Raw genomic sequence first — 17,868 nt, 5'->3', positions numbered from 1 at the left:
AGGCTCTGTGGCTTGCAAAGTCGGCTTCACCTGCCAGGGATTGATCCACTCATTTCAAGCCTGCCTGACCCCACGGGGGGTGTAATGCACAATCCATTACTTTACGCGTTGTCGGCTGTACTGTTCTTGAGCGGATCGTCCTGCCTGGCACTGGGTACGGAGGGGATCGCTGCAGCACCTGCCCCGGTTCCGGCACCCGCCGCAGCAAGCACAGCCAATGCAGCACCCGTCGCCCCAGCGACCAAGGATCCGGTATTCACCCAGGAACAACTGGATCAGATGCTGGCGCCCATTGCGCTTTACCCGGACCCACTGTTTGCACAGGTGCTGATGGCCACCACCTATCCCGGGGAAGTCGGCGAGGCGGTCAACTGGTCCAAAGCGCACCCGGACGCCAAAGGTGACGACGCAGTCAAACAGGTGGCGAACCAGCCCTGGGATCCGAGCGTGCAGGCACTGGTCGCCTTCCCGCAGGTGCTGGCATTGCTGGGACAGGATCCCGTCTGGGTCCAGCGCCTGGGTGATGCCTTCCTGGCGCAGCCCGACGATGTCATGGAAAGCGCGCAACGCTTGCGGCGCCAGGCACAGGCAGCGGGCAATCTGCAGAGCAACCAATATCAGAATGTGACGATCCAGAATGTTGCGGCACCGGCACCGGCGACCACGACTGCGGCACCGGCTCCAGCCCCTGAATCGGCCCCCGCCAGCAACTCCACCATCATCATTCAGCCTGCCGATCCGCAGGTGGTGTACGTCCCCACCTATAACCCAACCACCACCTACGGCACCTGGCCCTACCCGGCGTCGCCGCCCGCGTACTATCCACCGCCACCGGCCTATTACCCTGGTCAGGCCCTGATGGCCGGACTCGCGTTTGGTGCCGGAGTGGCGATCATTGGATCGTTGTGGGGTGAATGTGACTGGGGCAATAACGACATCGACATCGACGTCAATCGCTACAACAACATCAATGCCAACAACCGGATCACCAACAACAAATGGCAACACAACCCGGTGCACCGTAATGGCGTGCCCTATCGAGACAATGCGAGCCGCGCACAGTACGGACGCCAACTCAACGGTGCCAATCAGCGTGAGGCCTATCGCGGGGACAATGCCCAACGCGCCCAGGCCCGTGAAAGTGCCCGCACCTCAATGGACAGGCACGGTATCGAACGACCTGCCACCAGCAACCGCGAAGCCCGTGATCAAACACGCAAACTCCAGTCCGCAGCCTCTGGCGGCAACCGGTTACAGGCCGGTGCAGACAGGCCGAAGGCGGCGGACAGAAGCCAGGGCACGGCCAGGAACACCCGGGAGAATCAGCAGCCCAGGAGAGAGACCCAGCAACCCAGGAACCAGAGCGCCCAGTTGAATCAGCGCAGAGAGGGCTCTGCGCAGACGCGGCAAGCGACGAATAAACGGCCCGCCGGCAGTGCCCGCAACAATGCGTTCGCCGGCGCACGCTCACCGTCCCAGGCCAACGTCCAGGCCAATCGTGGCCGGGCCAGCCAGGCTTCCGCCAAACGCCCCAGTGCTTCGCGATCAGCTGGCCACCAGGTCAGCCGGCCGTCCAATCCACCAGCGCGTCAAAGGGGGGGCCGTCGTTGAAAAACCATCCTCGATTGAAGGGACTCATGGGCTTGCTCCCTCATGTCCTGGTTATAGCCGCCGGCTTGTTGTGGTCGTGCATGGCGACGGCACAGCAGGCCTTTCCAACCCCGGAAAAGGCTGCGGAAGCCTTTGTCGAAGCACTGGGCACGGAACACGCCGACCAGGCACGCCTGACCGAACTGCTGGGCAATGACTGGCACAATTACATCCCCCGCGAAGGCGTGCAGCGCAAAGATGTGGATGCGTTCTTGCAGCAGTACCGCGAGCAACACCACTTTGAAAACACCAGTGAGCGCAAGGCTGTCCTGGCGGTCGGCAGTGAGAACTGGACACTGCCTATCCCTCTTACAAAGAACGAGAACGGTTGGCGCTTCGACATGAAGGCCGGCAGTGCAGAGATCCGTGCACGTCAAATCGGCCGCAATGAACTTGCCGCGGTGCAATCGGTGCTGGCCTATCACGATGCCCAGATGGACTATGCGTCAGTGGATCGGGACGATGATGGCGCTCTCGAGTATGCGCAGAAAATCTTCAGCACCCCCGGCATGCACGACGGACTCTATTGGGATGAAGACGACAGCGGCCAGATCAGCCCGTTGGGGCCCTCGTTCGGCAAAGCCATTGCCGACGAAGAGTGGCATGGCTATCGCTTCCGCATCCTTCATGGCCAGGGTCCTTCGGCACCGGGTGGCGCCTACAGCTACCTCATCGGTGACAAGATGAGCCGCGGCTTTGCACTGATCGCCTGGCCGGCAAAGTACAACGACACCGGCGTGATGAGTTTCATGATCAGTCATGAAGGACAGGTATTCGAAAAAGACCTGGGCCCCGAAGGTGAAAAACTGGCGCTGGCGATGAAGCGCTTTGATCCGGATGACAGCTGGAAAGAGGTACCTGAAGATCAGGAGTAGCAGGCGTGACCTGCTACAAGCCTTCAGAATGGTTGAACGGAGTTATCTGATCGACAGGACGAATCGATCTTCGCCCCCCGTGTTGTCGTTGCAGGAGGGTTGCTCAAGCTTGAATCCGCACCGATCCAGGACTTTTCTGGAGCCGGCGTTCTCCCTGAAGGCATACGCAACCAGTTGCGCAAGTCCCCAGCGTATCCGGGCCTCCTGGATCAGGTGCCTCAGCGCCAGTGTTGCCAGCCCCTGCCCGCACACGCGTTGATCGATCCGATAGCCGACTTCGGCAGAACCCGTCGATGAGTCGATGCTTTTCAGATTGGCTCGACCGACGATTCTCTGACTGGAATCCTCGATGACAAAGGGGTGCCAGGCGCCGATGGCGAAATCGGACAAATAGCTTTCGATATGATCGGCGACACCCTGCAACGAGTAAAAAGCAGGGTCGCGCGCATCGATATGGGATTCGAACCATTCACGGTTCTGGATTTCGAAAGCCAGCAACGCTTGAGCGTCAGTCATTTTCAGCTCGCGTACGCTTAATGATTCCATTCACCGCCTCTCCTGTGCCTTGTGCCGAATGGGCTCGAGTCTATCTCATACCTGAACAACCTGGTCGGGCCGAGCCTTCCCTTCGCGAGCCCGAGCGGCTTGCACAATACATATGGAAAATCGTATATTCGAATAACCATATGTATCGAGCCACGCCAATGCTCAATCCTGCCGCCGTATTCAAATGTCTGTCCGACGAAACCCGCGCCCGGGCCACTTTGCTCATCACTCGTGAAGGCGAGTTATGCGTGTGTGAGCTGGTCTGCGCCCTGGACGACAGTCAGCCCAAAATTTCCCGCCACCTTGCCCAGCTTCGCGGCTGCGGCCTGCTTCTCGACCGCCGCCAGGGGCAGTGGGTGTATTACCGGCTCAATCCCGATCTGCCCGCGTGGGTTCGCGACGTTCTCGAGACAACGTTGCTGGCAAACGCCGACTGGCTTGCAGACGACAGCACTCGCCTTGCCGCGATGGGCGACCGTCCACTCAACACTTCCGCCTGCTGCTGACCCTTCATTCATCGAGACTCCGCATGTTTACTGCGTTTATCATTTTCCTGCTCACCATGGTGTTGGTCATCTGGCAACCCAAGGGCCTGGGCGTCGGTTGGAGCGCCTCCCTGGGAGCCATCCTGGCCCTGCTGGCAGGCGTCGTGACGCTGGACGATATTCCACTGGTGTGGGCCATTGTCTGGAACGCCACCGCGACCTTCATCTCGCTCATCATCATCAGCCTGCTGCTCGATGAGGCCGGGTTTTTCCAGTGGGCGGCATTGCATGTGGCGCGCTGGGCCAAGGGTGACGGGCGGCGCCTGTTCGTCTTCACGATTCTGCTGGGGGCCGGCGTATCCGCGCTGTTTGCCAACGACGGTGCAGCCCTGATCCTGACCCCCATCGTTGTTTCAATACTGCTCGCACTGCGTTTTTCGCCAGCGTCTACCCTGGCATTCGTCATGGCGGCCGGTTTCATTGCCGACACGGCGAGCCTGCCCCTGGTGGTGTCCAACCTCGTCAACATCGTTTCGGCCGACTACTTCGACCTGGGCTTCAGCGCGTACGCCGCCATCATGGTGCCGGTCAATTTCGTTGCCGTGGCGACCACGCTCGTAGTGCTGTACTGGTTTTTCCGGCGTGACATCCCCAGGCACTACTCTCTCGATGACGTGATGGACCCGCGACGCGCCGTGCGTGATCCCCTGACCTTCCGTGTCGGCTGGATTGTCCTGGTTCTGCTGCTGATCGGGCTGTTTGCCCTGGAACCCTTGGGCATTCCCATCAGCGCCATCTCGGCGGTCTGTGCCGCGATGCTGTTCGCCGTGGCTGCGCGTGGGCATGTGATTTCAACGCGAAGGGTACTGCGCGAGGCGCCCTGGCAGGTCGTGATCTTTTCGCTGGGCATGTACCTGGTGGTGTACGGGCTGAAAAACGCCGGACTGACTACCTACATGACCATGGCGCTGAACCACATGGCCGAATTCGGCATCTGGGGTGCCGCGCTAGGCACTGGCCTGCTCACGGCGTTGCTGTCATCGGCCATGAACAACATGCCCACGGTGCTGGTGGGTGCCCTGTCGATTCAGGCCAGTGACGCCACCGGTGTAGTGCGTGAAGCCATGATCTACGCCAATGTCATCGGCTCTGATCTCGGCCCCAAAATCACCCCCATCGGCAGTCTTGCCACCTTGCTCTGGCTGCATGTGCTGGAGCGCAAAGGCATCCGCATAACCTGGGGTTACTACTTCAAGGTCGGCGTGGTACTGACGCTGCCGATTCTGTTCATCACCTTGTCTGCCCTGGCCCTGCGCCTGAGCGTTTAGCCCTGTGCGACTGCAAAGAGGAATCACCATGCGCGTTCTGTTTATGTGTACCGCCAATAGCTGTCGCAGCATCCTGTCCGAAGCCATGTTCAACCATCTCGCCCCGCAAGGTTTTGAGGCGATCAGTGCCGGCAGCTTCCCCAAGGGACAGGTGCTGCCCCGCAGCCTGAGCACGTTGCAAGAAGCCGGCATCGCCATCGACGGCTTGAGCAGCAAAGGCAATGAGGCTTTCGAAGCCAACCCGCCGGACATCGTCATCACGGTCTGCGACAAGGCCGCTGGTGAGACGTGCCCCGTGTACTTCGGGCCGGCGTTGAAAGCTCATTGGGGCCTGGAAGACCCATCGGACATAAAGGGGGATGAAGCGACGGTATCGGCGGCGTTCCACTCGACCCTGGCGCGCATCGAAACTCGCTGCCGGGCATTCCTCGACCTGCCTTTTGCACAACTCGACCGCGATGCGCTGAAGCGAGAACTCGACCGCATCGGCACGCTATGACCGGAGCCCCCATGACCCATCCCCTGCCCAATCTCGACACATCACTGACCCAGCCCATCGACAGTGGGCGCGACGACCAGCACAAACCGCGCATCCTGTTGCTATACGGTTCGACTCGTGCGCGGTCGTTCAGTCGCCTGCTGGTCGAGGAAGCAGCCCGGTTACTCGAACACTTTGGCGCCGAGACACGGATCTTCAACCCGTCAGGCCTGCCGCTACCGGACGACGCGCCCTCCGATCACCCGAAAGTCCAGGAGTTGCTCGAACTGATGCAATGGTCCGAAGGACAGGTCTGGTGCTCGCCGGAGCGCCACGGCTCCATGTCTGCGGTGTTCAAGGCGCAAATCGACTGGGTGCCGTTGGCGTTGGGGGCGGTTCGCCCAACCCAAGGGAAAACCCTCGCGGTCATGCAAGTCTGCGGCGGTTCCCAGTCCTTCAATGTGGTGAATCAGCTTCGTGTGCTGGGGCGCTGGATGCGCATGTTCACCATCCCCAATCAATCCTCCGTGCCAAAGGCTTTTCTGGAGTTTGACGACACCAATCGCATGAAACCCTCGTCGTTGTATGACAGGGTGGTGGACGTCATGGAGGAACTGGTGAAATTTACCCTGCTGCTGCGGGATCGCCCCGATCTGGTTGACCGCTACTCGGAGCGCAAAGAGTCCGCGCAGGAACTGAGTCAGCGCGTGAATCAGCGGGCGATCTGACTGTAGAAATGCTTGCTTTGGCTCGATAGCCGAAACCTGTCGCAAACCCCACGATGCTTCGGGGCTTGCGACTCGTTGCCGATACGTCCTTCAAACTCCCGGGACGTTTTCTACGGTATGCCTGCCGTGTTCAACGCCGAACATGCAGGCCTAGTTTTGCACCTCAACCGTGTCGAAATCCGGCGCGTCTGGCGCATCCGGTGCATCCGGTGCATCCGGTGCATCCGCTACATCCTCTCTGACCGCCCTTGCCTCAGCTTTGGCAGCCTCTCTGGCTGCGTTCGCCTCAGCCTTGGCTGCGTCCCTGGCTGCATCCGCGGTAGCCCGGGCAGCATCTCTGGCTGCATCTGCCTCGGCCTTGGCAGCGTCCCTGGCTGCATCCGCAGCGGCCCGGGCAGCGTCTCTGGCTGCATCCGCTTCTGCGCGCGATACGCCAGCAGCTCTTGCGGCATCCCGGGCTGCATCCGCCTCAGCCCTGGCGGCGTCACGGGCGGCATCCGCAGTCGCTTTTGCCGCATCCCGGGCTGCATCTGCATCAGCCCGAGCAGTGTCGCGGGCAGCATTGGCATCAGCCCTGGCTGCATCCCTGGCAGCATCTGCGGCATCGTTATCATTGTCTTTGGCGTTGTCATGCGCATTGCCCGGGCCTTTGTTCCCGGCTATACCACCATGGTCAGCGTCGCCGCGCCCCGGGCCTCCACGACCGTCACCGTCGTGGCCGTCACCACCATGATCGCCACCCTCTCCTCCGCCGTGACCACCGTGACCACCGCCTCCGGAGCCTCCACCGTGGCCGCCTCCGCCGCCGTCGCCACCGTGACCGCCGCCTCCGGAGCCACCGCCACCACCGTGACCACCGCCTCCGGAACCGCCGCCACCGCCGTGACCGCCACCGCCTCCGCCGCTACCACCACCGCCGCCGCCGCCGCTGCCGCCATCTTTGGCATACACGCTGGAGAAACTACTGATGTAATCGGGCACCAGGACAGTCGATGCAGACAGGACCCCGCCTATTGCCAGAGCCAACAAACATTTCTTGAGCAGCATGATGCACCTCCGATTGGAGTTGCGTTGTCACCTCCGTATCGAACGCAATGTCCAGTGAGTTCACGGCCGCCCATTGGAGCGGCCCGCCAACCGGCACGGCCATCAATCTGCAGCAATAGCGAGCCACTGCGGTATCCGTACGGTCCCTCAAAGCCAGCTGGTATCTATGCGTGGGAAATATTCCCACACACCTTAGATTAGTACCCTCAGCCCAAGTGTCAACGACCACATATCAGGTCCAAGGCACGCGTTGAGCAATTGGCCAAAAACAGACAGAGGACGCAGCAATAACCAATGAGTAGCTATGCTTGATTTGTGGCCAGGCTCTCCTGGCAACATCGTGAAAGGAGGCGTTTGAGATGCAACTCATCACGTTGAAAATCGAAAAGCCGGATGCGACGAACTTCATTCTGGGCCAGACGCACTTCATCAAGTCCGTCGAAGACATCCACGAAGCGCTGGTCAATACCGTGCCAGGTATCCAGTTTGGCGTGGCCTTTTGTGAAGCCTCTGGTCAATGCCTGGTGCGATGGTCTGGCACCGATAGCTCAATGATTGAACTTGCACAGAAAAATGCGAAAGCCATCGCCGCCGGCCATAGTTTCATCATTTTCCTGGGCGACGGTTTCTATCCGCTGAACGTGTTGAACACCATCAAAATGGTTCCAGAGGTATGCCGTATTTTTTGTGCAACAGCCAATCCAACCGAAGTGATTCTCGCTGAGACGCAGCAAGGACGAGCGATCCTTGGCGTAGTGGATGGCTTTTGTGCCAATGACATCGAAGGCGATGAAGACATCCTGTGGCGCAAGAACCTGTTGCGGCAGATTGGCTACAAGCAGTGAATTGCAGAACGTGCTGGCACACCACATGTCGTAACAAATTGCCTGAATGCCTTGCGCAAGAGCAGTTCACACCGTCCCGGGATGCTGGCCCGACCAGCCTCCTGATGTAACGAATCAAGTCAAAATGTTTACCTGCAGAGCAGATCCTTATACGATGAAGTCCGCTTCTACCGCTCTCCATCGGGTCTGAGCAGCCCGTGGTTATTATGCATGACAAAGCGACTTAACAAACTGTGCTCTATGGCCATGCAAGATTTTGCGCGGCAAACAAGAAAAAATTGTATACAAGTTAATCCATACAATTAAATAGAATAACATTGAGCACCTGAACGATGAACAACCCTGATTTACTAACTGAAAACTCCAAAACCTTCAGCGTAGTTATAGTAAATTACAAAACACCTGAAATCACCAAGATATGCCTGGACTTATTACACCAGCATTTTGGCAGCAACAGCGTCCCGGTATGGGTGGTTGACAACTATTCTGCCGATGAGAGCACTGAGTACTTACGAACGCTTGACTGGATCAATTTGATTGAACGCTCTGTTTCTGAACCAGAAGCGGGCCATATTGCCCATGGCAAGGCACTTGACCTGGTTCTCGAGCGAATTGACACCGATTATTTATTCCTGATGCACACTGATACATTTGTTTTCGACAAGAATGTTTTTCCGATGATGCTGAATAAATGCTTGAAGAACCCAAAAGTCGTGGCCGTCGGTTGTGTCGAGCAAATTAACCGCGGCACCGCAAGAACTGTCTGGCGCTATAGCTCACGACTTTTCAAGCATCACTTCAGACGCCTGAAAATCTCCATGGGATTGCGTTCCAGAGAACCAAAGCCGTACAAAGAAGTCTACTTGAAAAGTTTCTGCACATTGTGGAACTGCAAACTTGTAAAGCAGCACAACATGCACTTTTCGATGGATGATCGCGTGCCAGGCTATACGCTTCAGGACCGCATGACCGAACTGGGTTATGTCGTTGAAATGCTATCACCGCGTAAAATTTTCAGCTATCTGGATCACATTCAGTCCGGCACTGTAGCAGCGGTTGGCGGCTATGCTAAAAATCATAGACGAACCAAAATGTACAACAACATCCTTAAGCGTTTGAACAAGGACGACAGAACAAATTGAGTTGCGAATAGACGCAACAAGCAGTGCATTCAACGCTGCATGAAGTCACCCACAGGTTTTTATATCAGGTCATTGGAGCGGTAATGGCACCCATCACTCAGGCACTACCTATCACCCTGTCCCCGGAGCTTGATTTCGACCAAAATGCCGCCAGCGCCTTTGGTGCCTCATTGACCGACAGCTATGTTCAGGCTACGCCATTTCCGCACATAGTCATCGACAACTTCTTGCACGAAGACCTGATTGCGAGCATCTGCTCGCATTTCCCGGTCGAGCCAACCAACAACGAAATGCTCTACGAGCGCGGCTATAAAGGTCAACGGAAACGTCAAATCAGTCCCAACGAATGCGACCCCTATTTGAAGACAGTTTTCAACGCGTTCAACTCGGCCCCCATGTTGCAGTTTCTTGAGAAGCTCACAGGCATCGAAGGTTTGATACCCGACCCCTACTTTACCGGTGGCGGCCTGCACGAAACGAAAAGCGGTGGTTTCCTAGGGGTGCACTCGGACTTCCGACTCAACAAAAAGCTTAATCTTGAACGCAGACTGAATATCATCATTTATCTGAATGAAGACTGGCAAGAGGAATACGGCGGCAATCTTGAGCTTTGGGATGTCGGCATGAAAACATGCCTTAAAAAAGTCCTGCCAATTTACAATCGCTGTGTCATTTTCAACACAGACAAGGACAGCAATCATGGGCACCCAGAGCCTTTAACGACTCCGGAACACATCACCCGCAGGTCTATCGCGCTTTATTACTACACCGCGGGAACCATGGTGATCGATCCGGCACAAAGAAACAAAACCCACTACAAGCCAAGGCCCAAGGATCGTTTGAGCCTGAAGTACTACATCAATAAACTGATCAAGAAGAAAAACTGAACTGCAAAACGCCCGGGGGTGAGGCAAGGGCCTTTGTCGAGACGGTGAAGCGGCATCAACGCTGCAAGTAACCTGGCAGGCAACGGCCAGGAATCAGAAAGCGTGGCTGAGCAACAGCCCGGCCTCGCCGTCCGGGCTGGCGTCGGAAAAGCCCTTGACGGCATACAACTGAAACTTCCATTCCTGATTGAGCTTGTGCGTGAGGAAGAGCGTCAGTTCCTTGATTTCGTCACCCGTGGAAACGACCTTCTGCCGCCAGTCGTAGGACACGCCCGCCGTGGTGCGCACGAACACGGGCATGGCAAAGCCCAGACCGGCGAATATCGGGTTGTCGAAGTCGGAGCCCGACGGGTCGCCGAACTTTTTCCAGCCCAGGGTCGCGAACCCGGTCACAGGACCGAAGGCTTTGGCGACATCGACCTGGGCGGAATAGTCGGTTTTGCCGGTGCCCAGGCACTCGTCTTCGTCGGCGGTTGGCAACTTGACCTTGCCGATCAGGTCCACGAACAGCCCGCCAACGCTGCCGTCCAGCACGGCATAGTCGGCACCGGCAACGGTGTCGCCCAGACCGCTTTCCACCTTGCCGCAGCCACCGGGCAGCGGCTCGCCGTCAGGGCCGACCGAAGGATTGGTGATGCGTAGCCAGGGCACGGTGAGCTTGTAGGTCATGGGGCCGGTTTCGTATCTGCCCACCAGCGGGACGTACCATGTTTCGGAAGTCGTACCGGTGCCATAGTCGCCTCGTGAGTAGTCGGTTCCGATCGAGGTCGTAAAGGTATCGGCCAAGGCCGGCAAGGCCACGCTGGCAAGCCAACCGATGAGCAGGATGCGCTTGGGATCCATGTTCACCTCGTGTCTGACGTCATCGAAGTTCACACGCATGTTTTGTTGCGTGACTTACCCAGCCTAGTTACTTATGACGAAAGTGCATCATGACTGCACTGCTTAACCCGACTTGCCGGAGCGATCGACTTTTTCAACCGGCTCGACTTTTTCGACCTTCTCAACTTTTTCGACCTTCTCAACTTTTTCTGGCCGATCAACTTTGTCTATCTTCTCAACCTTTTCTGGCCGATCAACTTTCTCGACTTTCTCCGGACGTTCGACTTTCTCTACCTTCTCTGCCCTCTCCACTTTGCCGGATTGCTCGACCCTCTCGACTCGCTCTGACTTGCCGGACTTGTCCACGTCCATGCGTTCAATCTTGTCGCCACCGCCATGACTGTCGCTCCCCACGTGGCGAGTATCGTCGACAACGCGGCCCTCGCTCTCGGAGCGGCCGCTCCTGTCACCGTCCGAGCGACCTGAACTCTCCGAGCTGTCAGAGTTGTCGGAGCCACTTGAGTCGATCGAGTTGCCCGAGCCAATTGAGTCGTCGGTATCTTGCCCACCGGTGCCGTGTCGTCCGTGCCGGTTGCTCGCTGGCGAATCGGAGCGATCGCGGGGCAATTCAATACGCGTTGCCTGCACCTCCCGCGCACCGGTGAACACGCCGTTGATCCGCACCCGTCGATCCGGCGCCAGCTCCGAAGCCTGCACACCGACAAACACGGTGTCGCGCACCAGCGTCACATTAATGCCGCCCACCACCAAATGGCGGTCCTGCCGGCTCTGCACCAGACCCTCGATCAGCGCATTGTGTGCCCGGCCAATGAACGGCAGGCTCGGGTCGGGGCGGCTTTGGCTCACGTCCAGCTCGCGGCCGGACCAATGGCCACGCACCAGCATCTCCTGCGCCGGACCTGGGCGATTGCTGAGCTTGAGCCCCTGGAGATAACCACTGCGATCCACTGGGCCGATAGCACTGGCCTCCTTGAGACCGGGCGCCCGGTCGATGCGACTGGCCACCACTTCGCCACGAGCATCGCGCAGCCCGCTGACCCGCACCGGATCCCCCGGACGCAGGCCGGCAGCGACCTGAGCACCAGTGGCCAGGCGTACCGGTTGCCCCATGACGCGCATCGGCATGGAGTCGCGCGGCAGAGCTGTCAAAGGGCCTTCGTAGGCGTGCAGGATAGAAATGCGCCCGGCCTCCAGACCGCGCCGGGAATTGAACGCTTCCACGGCAACCACTTGGCCTACCGCCAGGCGGGCACTGGAGCTGGCGATGCCGTTCTCGCTGACAGGAACGTTTTTGTTGAAGTGCACTTCCACACCGTTGACGCAGATCGAGGCGAACCCGGTGATGGTGCCGACAATGCCGGTGCCACCGATTCCGCCATTATCGCTGCTGATACCCGTGCCACCCACTCCGCCTGCAACGGCACCGGTGCCGCCAATGCCGCCAGGACGCTTTTTCAGAGGTGCTCCAGTACCACCGATTCCGCCGTTGTCGGTGTCGATGCCGGTACCGCCCATGCCGCCAGGTATTGCGCCCGTGCCGCCGGTGCCACCAGGTGCCTGAATGACCGGCACTTCGCTGGTGCCCGCATCATTCTGGCTGACACAGGCTGGGGCGGCTTGCAACACACTTGCAAGCCCGAGGCCCAGAACGAGGGCGATTGCACGAATCAGGCGCAATTTGACAGTCATAGTTCAGGGGCTATTGGCGAATTGGGATCGGAAGCTTCAGTGTAGAAGTACAAGCCGACTGTGATGCGCTGGCGCGGTTCAAGGCTGGGCAGGTCCCGGAACTCCAGTTCGGCGGCGAGTCGGTTGAAGCTCAACAGGGCCTGCATACCCTCGCTGGCCACGGCCTCACGTAACGCCTCGACGCTCATCGGAGCCAGTGCGTCATAGTGGACGCTGCGTTCAAAAAAGGCCGGGGTTTCGCTGCTCAGGTTGTGAACCGCAGCGCAAGCATGATCGTGCAGATTGTGCCCCAGGTAAGCCGCTTTCTCATCGAAGCCCTTTTGCGGCACGAAGGCCTGGGCTTCAAGGTGCACGCGCTCTTGTTCGTCAAGGCGCACGATCCCCAGGCGCAGCCACTCGTCCAACACCACCCGCGCTCTGATATCCGTGCTGACCTTCGCCACCAAGGCATCAAAGGAGCGGTCGCCGCCGACACTGGCCAATCGAGGCAACGGCAGTGGCTGGCCGGCGTCGTTGCAGAAGGGCGCGCTGGCCCAGGCGTTGACCAATTGCGCACCGAACGTGATGTTTTCCGGAAGCGTGGAAGCAGCCGGATCACCGGCATTGCGCAAGCGGCGTACATCTTTGCGGTGCACGCCGGTGAGCAGGCTGATGCGGCTATCGGTCGGTGCCTTCTCGCCCAGGCGGAACTCACGGTCCGCCACTTCGACGAAAACCTCCTTGAGCAGGTCGGCAAACACCAGGTAGGTGACACCTTTGCGCAGCATCAGGCGCACCAGCGGCCGCATGACATGTCGCAAGGCTTTAAGGAGCGAGGTGGGCAGCGTTGACGATTGCATTCAGCGAATTCCTGGGTAGATAAACCCAGTATAGCCGCGTGGGAAATAATCCCATGAATTCACCGAGGCCGCGCCAACGCAATACCCGTTGCAATCCGGGAGCAGCCTGGGAGCAATTCGTCGGTCTTACGGTTTCGCCCGAATCTTATGCACGGGAACTTTTCCCGCGCAATGAAGCTGGCCCGAATTTACAGGAATGGATCGCTACCCCGGTACCGAGTTTTTTTGCGCACCGACACTGCCCGCCCTGCCGGCAACTGCCAGTGCCACGCAACAGGCCAAAAACGAGAATGCGACGAATGCGCCCATCACATGCAGGTAAGGCAACACGTGATTCCAGGCTCGAGCCACGCCCAGAAAAGCGGCGAATAGCCAACCGCTCATGGAAAGCGCCCCCAACAAGGCAAGCCGCGTGCGGCCTGCACTGCGCAGTGCGACGAATGGAGCCTTCTGCAGCAGCGGGAACCCGACTCGATGCAATAGTGCACCGTTGAGGCTTAGCAGCGCGACGACCGTCACCTTGGCCCAGAGTTTCTGATTGAGCAGATACGCGTCGCCTTCATTGAGGTAACCCTGAAGCACCAGCAACAGTCCACTTACCCAAAGGGCCAGCAGTGAAAGGCTGACGATCTTCTGAGTTTCATCGAGGTATTCAAGCCTCGCCTGGTCCAGTACTTCCTTGCGCCAACTCCAAAGCTTGTGATCCGCCTGCAACACCCTCCCCAGGGCAATACACGTAGCGAGCAGATGACCGTACACGAGAAGCATTTTGAGCATTGCCTTGACCTTATTATTGTTTTGGCGCTGCGTTCCCTGCTTCGCTGAATTGAAAACGAATGATACAAATTTGCAATTGCACTTTCAAGACAAACGCCGCTTAACATTCATCAAGACAGATCACCATACGACGTTAGTCGAATATGGACCGCGCATTCTGTTGTCGATTTCCCAGCGTCTGGTTCGACTACCTTTCAGGGAGCGGTCTCGGACGGCCCTCGGCTACTGACCCAAGGCAGCGGCGATCTGGTGCGCCAACTGCTTGCCGCCGGCCTGGTGGACGAGATGCGGCTGATGATTCATCCCATCCTGCTGGGGCGCGGCAAGCGCCTGTTCGACGACAACGCACAAGCGTCAGCCTTCACCCTGGTGAATTCGATCAGTTCACCCGGGGGTGTGCTGATCGTCCGCTACATCCGCAGTGGCGAACGAAGGCGTCAGGCAGCGATAGCCAGCGCCTGTGTCGCCCAGGAGAAATTAAGCTTGAGCTAAGGTTGCCCCTTTAGTCTTCGACTCTTTTGAGTCGTCGAGCATTTCGAAGATGGGTAGTGTCGATACAAACAACAAGCCACCGTTCAGCATCGTTCTGGTTAATTACAAAACCCCGGAGCTCACCAGGATCTGCCTGGAACTGTTGCAGGAGCATGTCCAAAAATCAGGCATTGCGGTCTGGGTGGTCGATAACGGTTCGGCGGACGCCAGCGTCGAATATTTGCGCTCGCTCGACTGGATCAACCTGATCGAACGCGATGCCCCCACCAAAGAACCGGGGCACATCGCCCATGGCAAAGCGCTGGACATGGCGCTGGCCAGGGTCAATACCGACTACCTGTTCCTGATGCACACCGACACGTTTGTCTTCGATGCAAATATCTTTGCGATGATGATGGACCACTGCAGCAAGGATCAAAACGTCATCGCGGTCGGTTGCACGGAGCAACTCAACCGCGGACTGCCAAGGACCGTTTGGCGCTTCACTTCACGCCTGATCAAGCACCACTACCGACGCCTGAAGCAATCGCTTGGCCTGCGCTCGAAGGAGCCGAAACCCTACCGGGAAACCCACTTGAAAAGCTTTTGCACGCTATGGAATGGCAGACTGATGAAGCAGCAGGGTTTGCATTTTCAGATCGATGACCGTGTGCCCGGTTATGAACTGCAAGACCGCGTGATCCGGCTGGGCTACAAAGTCGTGTTCCTTTCGCCCGGCAAAATCTTCAAGTACCTGGACCACGTCCAGTCTGGCACCGTCGCTGCTGCGGGCGGATATGGCCAAGGTCATCGACGGACGAAAATGTACCAGGACATTCTCAAGCGCTTCAGTGCAACCCACTCCTCGATGTCTTGAATAAACCAGCGCCCACAAGAAAGCCCGCTGACCGTCGCCGGTTCAGCGGGCTTTTTGCATCAGGCTGAGACTGACTTACTGTTGCAGAATAAAAGTCGCCAGGCTTTTCAGGTCGTCAGGGCTCAACTGCGCGAACGGCGGCATGGGCACATCCCCCCACTTGCCGCTGCCACCGTGCTGGATACTGGACATAAGCCTGTCCATTGCCTGCGGGTCCTTGGCATATTTGACCGCCACATCGCGGTAGGCAGGGCCTACCACTTTGTGATCGGTCGCGTGACAGGACAGGCAGGCGTTGTTCTGCAGCAAAGCCTTGGCGTCGACTTTTGCCCCAGCCCCAGCCACCGCCGGAAGCTGGACCGCCGGGGCGTTCGAGGCCGCCAGAACATCGGCATCATTGGCCTTCGCACTGCCGTAGGTCACCGCCAGGTAAGCGCCGATAACACTCACATCCTGGTCGCTGATCGGAGCGCCGTACACGTGCTGCATCTTGCCCGCTTCAGCGGTCCACTGCGCCAGGCTCATACCAGGCGGCTGGAAGTTGATGTAGTCGGCCGAATGGCAGACGGAACACTTCTGCTGCGCCAAAGCGTAGCCAGGCATCGTGCTGGGCTTGAACGCAGCCGTTTCAGGCGGCAGCGTGATGGACAGCGGCGCAGCGCCAGCCAGGGTCGCCAGACAAACCTGAGCCGCGCAGAACAAGGCGGTCATGCATTTCACAAGTTTCATGCGGCCCTCCTCAGGCGACGGTCACGTGGGTGGTTTCGACGACGTGGCGGCGGTAGCCCGCTGGGTTCCAGTCAGCCTGCAGCGGTTGCGTCTCGCCAGCACTGTTGCTGGCCCGCACCATCAACGGTGTGGCGCCCTTGCCGGTAAAGGTGATCGGCAGTGTCCACTCACGGAAGGAGTAACGGCCAAGGTCCTGCCCGAGCGTGGATTCACGCCAGGTTTTTCCGCCGTCGATCGACACCTCCACCTTGTTGACCCCAACGCCACCGTCGAACGCGATGCCCTTGAGCACCACGCTTTTGTTCAGCGGCAATACATCGCCGTGTTTAACGCTGGTGATGAAGCTGCGTACCGGCAATCTGGAAATCGGCTGGGTTTTCGCGGCCGTGGTGCCTGGGGCAATGCAGAAGCAATCGTTATCCGGAACCCGGTAACCCTTGGCCATGAAGAAACCGTCGTAGGTGTGGTCGACGACTTCGATCTCACTCAGGTGCTTGACCCAGAAGGTGCCGAAGTAGCCTGGCACCACCAGACGAATCGGGTATCCGTTGAGAAATGGCAGGTCGGTGCCATTCATCGACCACGCGATCATGGGCTCGCCGTCCATGGCATGGCTGATGTCCAGCGCCTTGATGAACTCCGGCGTGCTTGGCAACACCGGCTTATCGAGCCCACGGAAGGTCACTTGCCGGGCCTCGGCTTTCACGCCGGCCTTTTCCAATACCGCCTTGAGCGGCACGCCCACCCAGCGCGCATTGCCCATGGAACCATTGCCTAACTGCGCACCGAACACGCGTGGCATCGAGAAGCCACGGCTGTTACCCGAACACTGATTGACGGCCACCACTTCTACCGGTACGGCGATGGTTTTGAGCTCGGCAAGGGAAAGCGACAGCGGTGTGTCGACCGAGCCCTTGATCGTCAGGCGGTAACTGTCCGGATCGATGCTGGTCGGGAAATTGGCCAGGTGGTAACGCACGAAAAAGGCGTCATTGGGCGTGATCGGTCCTTCGTTGAAGACCGAGAACGGCGTCTCCAGATGCGGCGGCCGAGTAGTCACCAGGGTCAACGGGCGTTTTTGCGGGTATTGCACCAGCGGTCGTGGGCCTGCGGCAAAGGTCACGTCTTCGACGGATTCGCTGGCGGCTGCGGATTCGTCGGCTGCCCTGGCCAGGCTTGCCAACGGCGAGGCCGTCAAAGCCAAAGTGAAAGCATCGCGTAAAACCCGCCGGCGGCTCGGCTGGCTGCTGTCTACAAAACTGAACTTCATTCTGCGCTCTCTCTATGATTTGTTTTATCGAGATGCAACTGACTGTGGGAGCGAGCTTGTTCGCGATGGTCGTTAACGAAAACGCGTGCTTACTGACTAAACGCGGCGCACTTGAGTCCATCGCGAGCCAGCTCGCTCCTACAAATTCCCGCCAGGGCGGAGAGGTATCAGGCTTACGGTTTCGCCTTACCGAGGTCGGAAAACAAACCAGTATCGTCAGGGCCAAAGTGCCTGCTTCTCATTGAGCGTCAGTGACTTGACAATTGATGACAGGAACTCCTGATATGGCCGGCGTAGACACTCCAGGTTCAAAGAGTTGTTTGTGCGTCACCCACATAAAAGCCCACTGACCGTCGCCGGTT

Annotated in this window: 18 protein-coding genes and 1 pseudogene; 11 read left to right on the top strand and 8 right to left on the bottom strand. The window is 58.5% G+C overall.

The window, feature by feature from the left end:
• Positions 1-84: 84 nt before the first annotated feature.
• Both AC3WTM_RS20095 and AC3WTM_RS20090 read left to right on the top strand, forming a co-directional pair.
• Positions 85-1,611 carry a DUF3300 domain-containing protein gene (locus tag AC3WTM_RS20095; protein ID WP_102670003.1) on the top strand — a complete coding sequence of 509 codons (1,527 nt, stop codon included), beginning with the start codon at positions 85-87 and terminating at the stop codon, positions 1,609-1,611.
• A 26-nt stretch (positions 1,612-1,637) separates the two neighbouring features.
• Positions 1,638-2,525 (top strand): DUF2950 domain-containing protein, encoded by an 888-nt coding sequence (locus AC3WTM_RS20090; protein WP_102670002.1) that lies wholly within the window; start codon positions 1,638-1,640, stop codon positions 2,523-2,525.
• A gap of 42 nt (positions 2,526-2,567) precedes the next feature.
• On the opposite strand, the gene AC3WTM_RS20085 is transcribed toward AC3WTM_RS20090, so the two are convergent.
• Positions 2,568-3,071 carry a GNAT family N-acetyltransferase gene (locus AC3WTM_RS20085; RefSeq protein WP_102670001.1) on the bottom strand — a complete coding sequence of 168 codons (504 nt, stop codon included), beginning with the start codon at positions 3,069-3,071 and terminating at the stop codon, positions 2,568-2,570.
• Positions 3,072-3,229: 158 nt separating this feature from the next.
• Here AC3WTM_RS20085 and AC3WTM_RS20080 point away from each other — a divergent pair, with 158 nt between their 5' ends.
• The 4 genes from AC3WTM_RS20080 to arsH are packed head-to-tail and all read left to right on the top strand — an operon-like array spanning position 3,230 to position 6,090.
• Complete coding sequence (locus AC3WTM_RS20080) at positions 3,230-3,577, top strand: metalloregulator ArsR/SmtB family transcription factor (protein WP_090454848.1); 348 nt, start codon at positions 3,230-3,232, stop codon at positions 3,575-3,577.
• A 23-nt stretch (positions 3,578-3,600) separates the two neighbouring features.
• Positions 3,601-4,884 carry an arsenic transporter gene (locus AC3WTM_RS20075; protein ID WP_102670000.1) on the top strand — a complete coding sequence of 428 codons (1,284 nt, stop codon included), beginning with the start codon at positions 3,601-3,603 and terminating at the stop codon, positions 4,882-4,884.
• A gap of 28 nt (positions 4,885-4,912) precedes the next feature.
• The gene (locus tag AC3WTM_RS20070) at positions 4,913-5,383 is read left to right on the top strand and encodes an arsenate reductase ArsC (RefSeq protein WP_102669999.1); all 471 of its coding nucleotides are present in this window, start codon (positions 4,913-4,915) and stop codon (positions 5,381-5,383) included.
• 11 nt (positions 5,384-5,394) lie between these two features.
• Positions 5,395-6,090 (top strand): arsenical resistance protein ArsH, encoded by a 696-nt coding sequence (arsH, locus tag AC3WTM_RS20065; protein WP_102669998.1) that lies wholly within the window; start codon positions 5,395-5,397, stop codon positions 6,088-6,090.
• A gap of 150 nt (positions 6,091-6,240) precedes the next feature.
• Here the strand turns inward: arsH and AC3WTM_RS20060 are convergent, their stop codons facing one another.
• Complete coding sequence (locus AC3WTM_RS20060; protein ID WP_492587638.1) at positions 6,241-7,137, bottom strand: hypothetical protein; 897 nt, start codon at positions 7,135-7,137, stop codon at positions 6,241-6,243.
• Positions 7,138-7,496: 359 nt separating this feature from the next.
• Between AC3WTM_RS20060 and AC3WTM_RS20055 the strand changes: the two genes are divergently transcribed.
• The 3 genes from AC3WTM_RS20055 to AC3WTM_RS20045 all read left to right on the top strand — a co-directional run bounded on the left by AC3WTM_RS20055 (position 7,497) and on the right by AC3WTM_RS20045 (position 10,011).
• Positions 7,497-7,982: an adenosine-specific kinase gene (locus AC3WTM_RS20055; RefSeq protein WP_057715369.1), complete on the top strand. Its 486-nt coding sequence runs from the start codon at positions 7,497-7,499 to the stop codon at positions 7,980-7,982.
• 332 nt (positions 7,983-8,314) lie between these two features.
• Entirely contained in the window at positions 8,315-9,124 is an 810-nt protein-coding gene (locus AC3WTM_RS20050; protein WP_057715370.1) for a glycosyltransferase, read from the top strand.
• Positions 9,125-9,207: 83 nt separating this feature from the next.
• On the top strand, positions 9,208-10,011 hold the full coding sequence (locus AC3WTM_RS20045; protein ID WP_102672529.1) for a 2OG-Fe(II) oxygenase: 804 nt from the start codon (positions 9,208-9,210) through the stop codon (positions 10,009-10,011).
• A gap of 93 nt (positions 10,012-10,104) precedes the next feature.
• On the opposite strand, the gene AC3WTM_RS20040 is transcribed toward AC3WTM_RS20045, so the two are convergent.
• The 4 genes from AC3WTM_RS20040 to AC3WTM_RS20025 all read right to left on the bottom strand — a co-directional run bounded on the left by AC3WTM_RS20040 (position 10,105) and on the right by AC3WTM_RS20025 (position 14,159).
• Complete coding sequence (locus AC3WTM_RS20040) at positions 10,105-10,854, bottom strand: hypothetical protein (protein ID WP_102672528.1); 750 nt, start codon at positions 10,852-10,854, stop codon at positions 10,105-10,107.
• Between the two features lie 102 nt (positions 10,855-10,956).
• Complete coding sequence (locus AC3WTM_RS20035; protein ID WP_102672527.1) at positions 10,957-12,543, bottom strand: DUF5666 domain-containing protein; 1,587 nt, start codon at positions 12,541-12,543, stop codon at positions 10,957-10,959.
• A complete protein-coding gene (locus tag AC3WTM_RS20030) occupies positions 12,540-13,382 on the bottom strand; it encodes a DUF6502 family protein (protein WP_102672526.1) in 843 nt (280 codons plus the stop codon). The genes AC3WTM_RS20035 and AC3WTM_RS20030 overlap by 4 nt, the downstream gene beginning before the upstream one ends.
• A 204-nt stretch (positions 13,383-13,586) precedes the next feature.
• Positions 13,587-14,159, bottom strand: coding sequence for a DUF2214 family protein (locus AC3WTM_RS20025; RefSeq protein WP_102672525.1), 573 nt, complete (start codon positions 14,157-14,159; stop codon positions 13,587-13,589).
• 210 nt (positions 14,160-14,369) lie between these two features.
• Between AC3WTM_RS20025 and AC3WTM_RS20020 the strand changes: the two are divergent.
• Both AC3WTM_RS20020 and AC3WTM_RS20015 read left to right on the top strand, forming a co-directional pair.
• Positions 14,370-14,651 (top strand): annotated as a pseudogene (locus tag AC3WTM_RS20020) (dihydrofolate reductase family protein); the annotation flags it as partial.
• Positions 14,652-14,700: 49 nt separating this feature from the next.
• Positions 14,701-15,507 (top strand): glycosyltransferase family 2 protein, encoded by an 807-nt coding sequence (locus AC3WTM_RS20015; protein ID WP_102672524.1) that lies wholly within the window; start codon positions 14,701-14,703, stop codon positions 15,505-15,507.
• Between the two features lie 75 nt (positions 15,508-15,582).
• Here AC3WTM_RS20015 and sorB read toward each other — a convergent pair whose 3' ends face one another.
• Positions 15,583-16,236, bottom strand: a complete 654-nt coding sequence (gene sorB, locus AC3WTM_RS20010; protein WP_102672523.1) for a SorB family sulfite dehydrogenase c-type cytochrome subunit — start codon at positions 16,234-16,236, stop codon at positions 15,583-15,585.
• Positions 16,237-16,246: 10 nt separating this feature from the next.
• A complete protein-coding gene (gene sorA, locus AC3WTM_RS20005) occupies positions 16,247-17,506 on the bottom strand; it encodes a SorA family sulfite dehydrogenase catalytic subunit (protein ID WP_102672522.1) in 1,260 nt (419 codons plus the stop codon).
• Between the last annotated feature and the right edge of the window lie 362 nt (positions 17,507-17,868).

Source organism: Pseudomonas sp. EU05-FHT14B02 (genome assembly GCF_058791055.1).
Note: the sequence above shows the minus strand (reverse complement) of the source record. Positions and strands in the feature narration are given on the sequence as shown.

Coding starts and splice junctions, on each gene's coding strand:
- AC3WTM_RS20095 (WP_102670003.1), top strand. CDS start 85: ATGCACAATCCATTACTTTACGCGTTGTCGGCTGTACTGTTCTTGAGC.
- AC3WTM_RS20090 (WP_102670002.1), top strand. CDS start 1,638: ATGGGCTTGCTCCCTCATGTCCTGGTTATAGCCGCCGGCTTGTTGTGG.
- AC3WTM_RS20085 (WP_102670001.1), bottom strand. CDS start 3,071: ATGGAATCATTAAGCGTACGCGAGCTGAAAATGACTGACGCTCAAGCG.
- AC3WTM_RS20080 (WP_090454848.1), top strand. CDS start 3,230: ATGCTCAATCCTGCCGCCGTATTCAAATGTCTGTCCGACGAAACCCGC.
- AC3WTM_RS20075 (WP_102670000.1), top strand. CDS start 3,601: ATGTTTACTGCGTTTATCATTTTCCTGCTCACCATGGTGTTGGTCATC.
- AC3WTM_RS20070 (WP_102669999.1), top strand. CDS start 4,913: ATGCGCGTTCTGTTTATGTGTACCGCCAATAGCTGTCGCAGCATCCTG.
- arsH (WP_102669998.1), top strand. CDS start 5,395: ATGACCCATCCCCTGCCCAATCTCGACACATCACTGACCCAGCCCATC.
- AC3WTM_RS20060 (WP_492587638.1), bottom strand. CDS start 7,137: ATGCTGCTCAAGAAATGTTTGTTGGCTCTGGCAATAGGCGGGGTCCTG.
- AC3WTM_RS20055 (WP_057715369.1), top strand. CDS start 7,497: ATGCAACTCATCACGTTGAAAATCGAAAAGCCGGATGCGACGAACTTC.
- AC3WTM_RS20050 (WP_057715370.1), top strand. CDS start 8,315: ATGAACAACCCTGATTTACTAACTGAAAACTCCAAAACCTTCAGCGTA.
- AC3WTM_RS20045 (WP_102672529.1), top strand. CDS start 9,208: ATGGCACCCATCACTCAGGCACTACCTATCACCCTGTCCCCGGAGCTT.
- AC3WTM_RS20040 (WP_102672528.1), bottom strand. CDS start 10,854: ATGGATCCCAAGCGCATCCTGCTCATCGGTTGGCTTGCCAGCGTGGCC.
- AC3WTM_RS20035 (WP_102672527.1), bottom strand. CDS start 12,543: ATGACTGTCAAATTGCGCCTGATTCGTGCAATCGCCCTCGTTCTGGGC.
- AC3WTM_RS20030 (WP_102672526.1), bottom strand. CDS start 13,382: ATGCAATCGTCAACGCTGCCCACCTCGCTCCTTAAAGCCTTGCGACAT.
- AC3WTM_RS20025 (WP_102672525.1), bottom strand. CDS start 14,159: ATGCTCAAAATGCTTCTCGTGTACGGTCATCTGCTCGCTACGTGTATT.
- AC3WTM_RS20015 (WP_102672524.1), top strand. CDS start 14,701: ATGGGTAGTGTCGATACAAACAACAAGCCACCGTTCAGCATCGTTCTG.
- sorB (WP_102672523.1), bottom strand. CDS start 16,236: ATGAAACTTGTGAAATGCATGACCGCCTTGTTCTGCGCGGCTCAGGTT.
- sorA (WP_102672522.1), bottom strand. CDS start 17,506: ATGAAGTTCAGTTTTGTAGACAGCAGCCAGCCGAGCCGCCGGCGGGTT.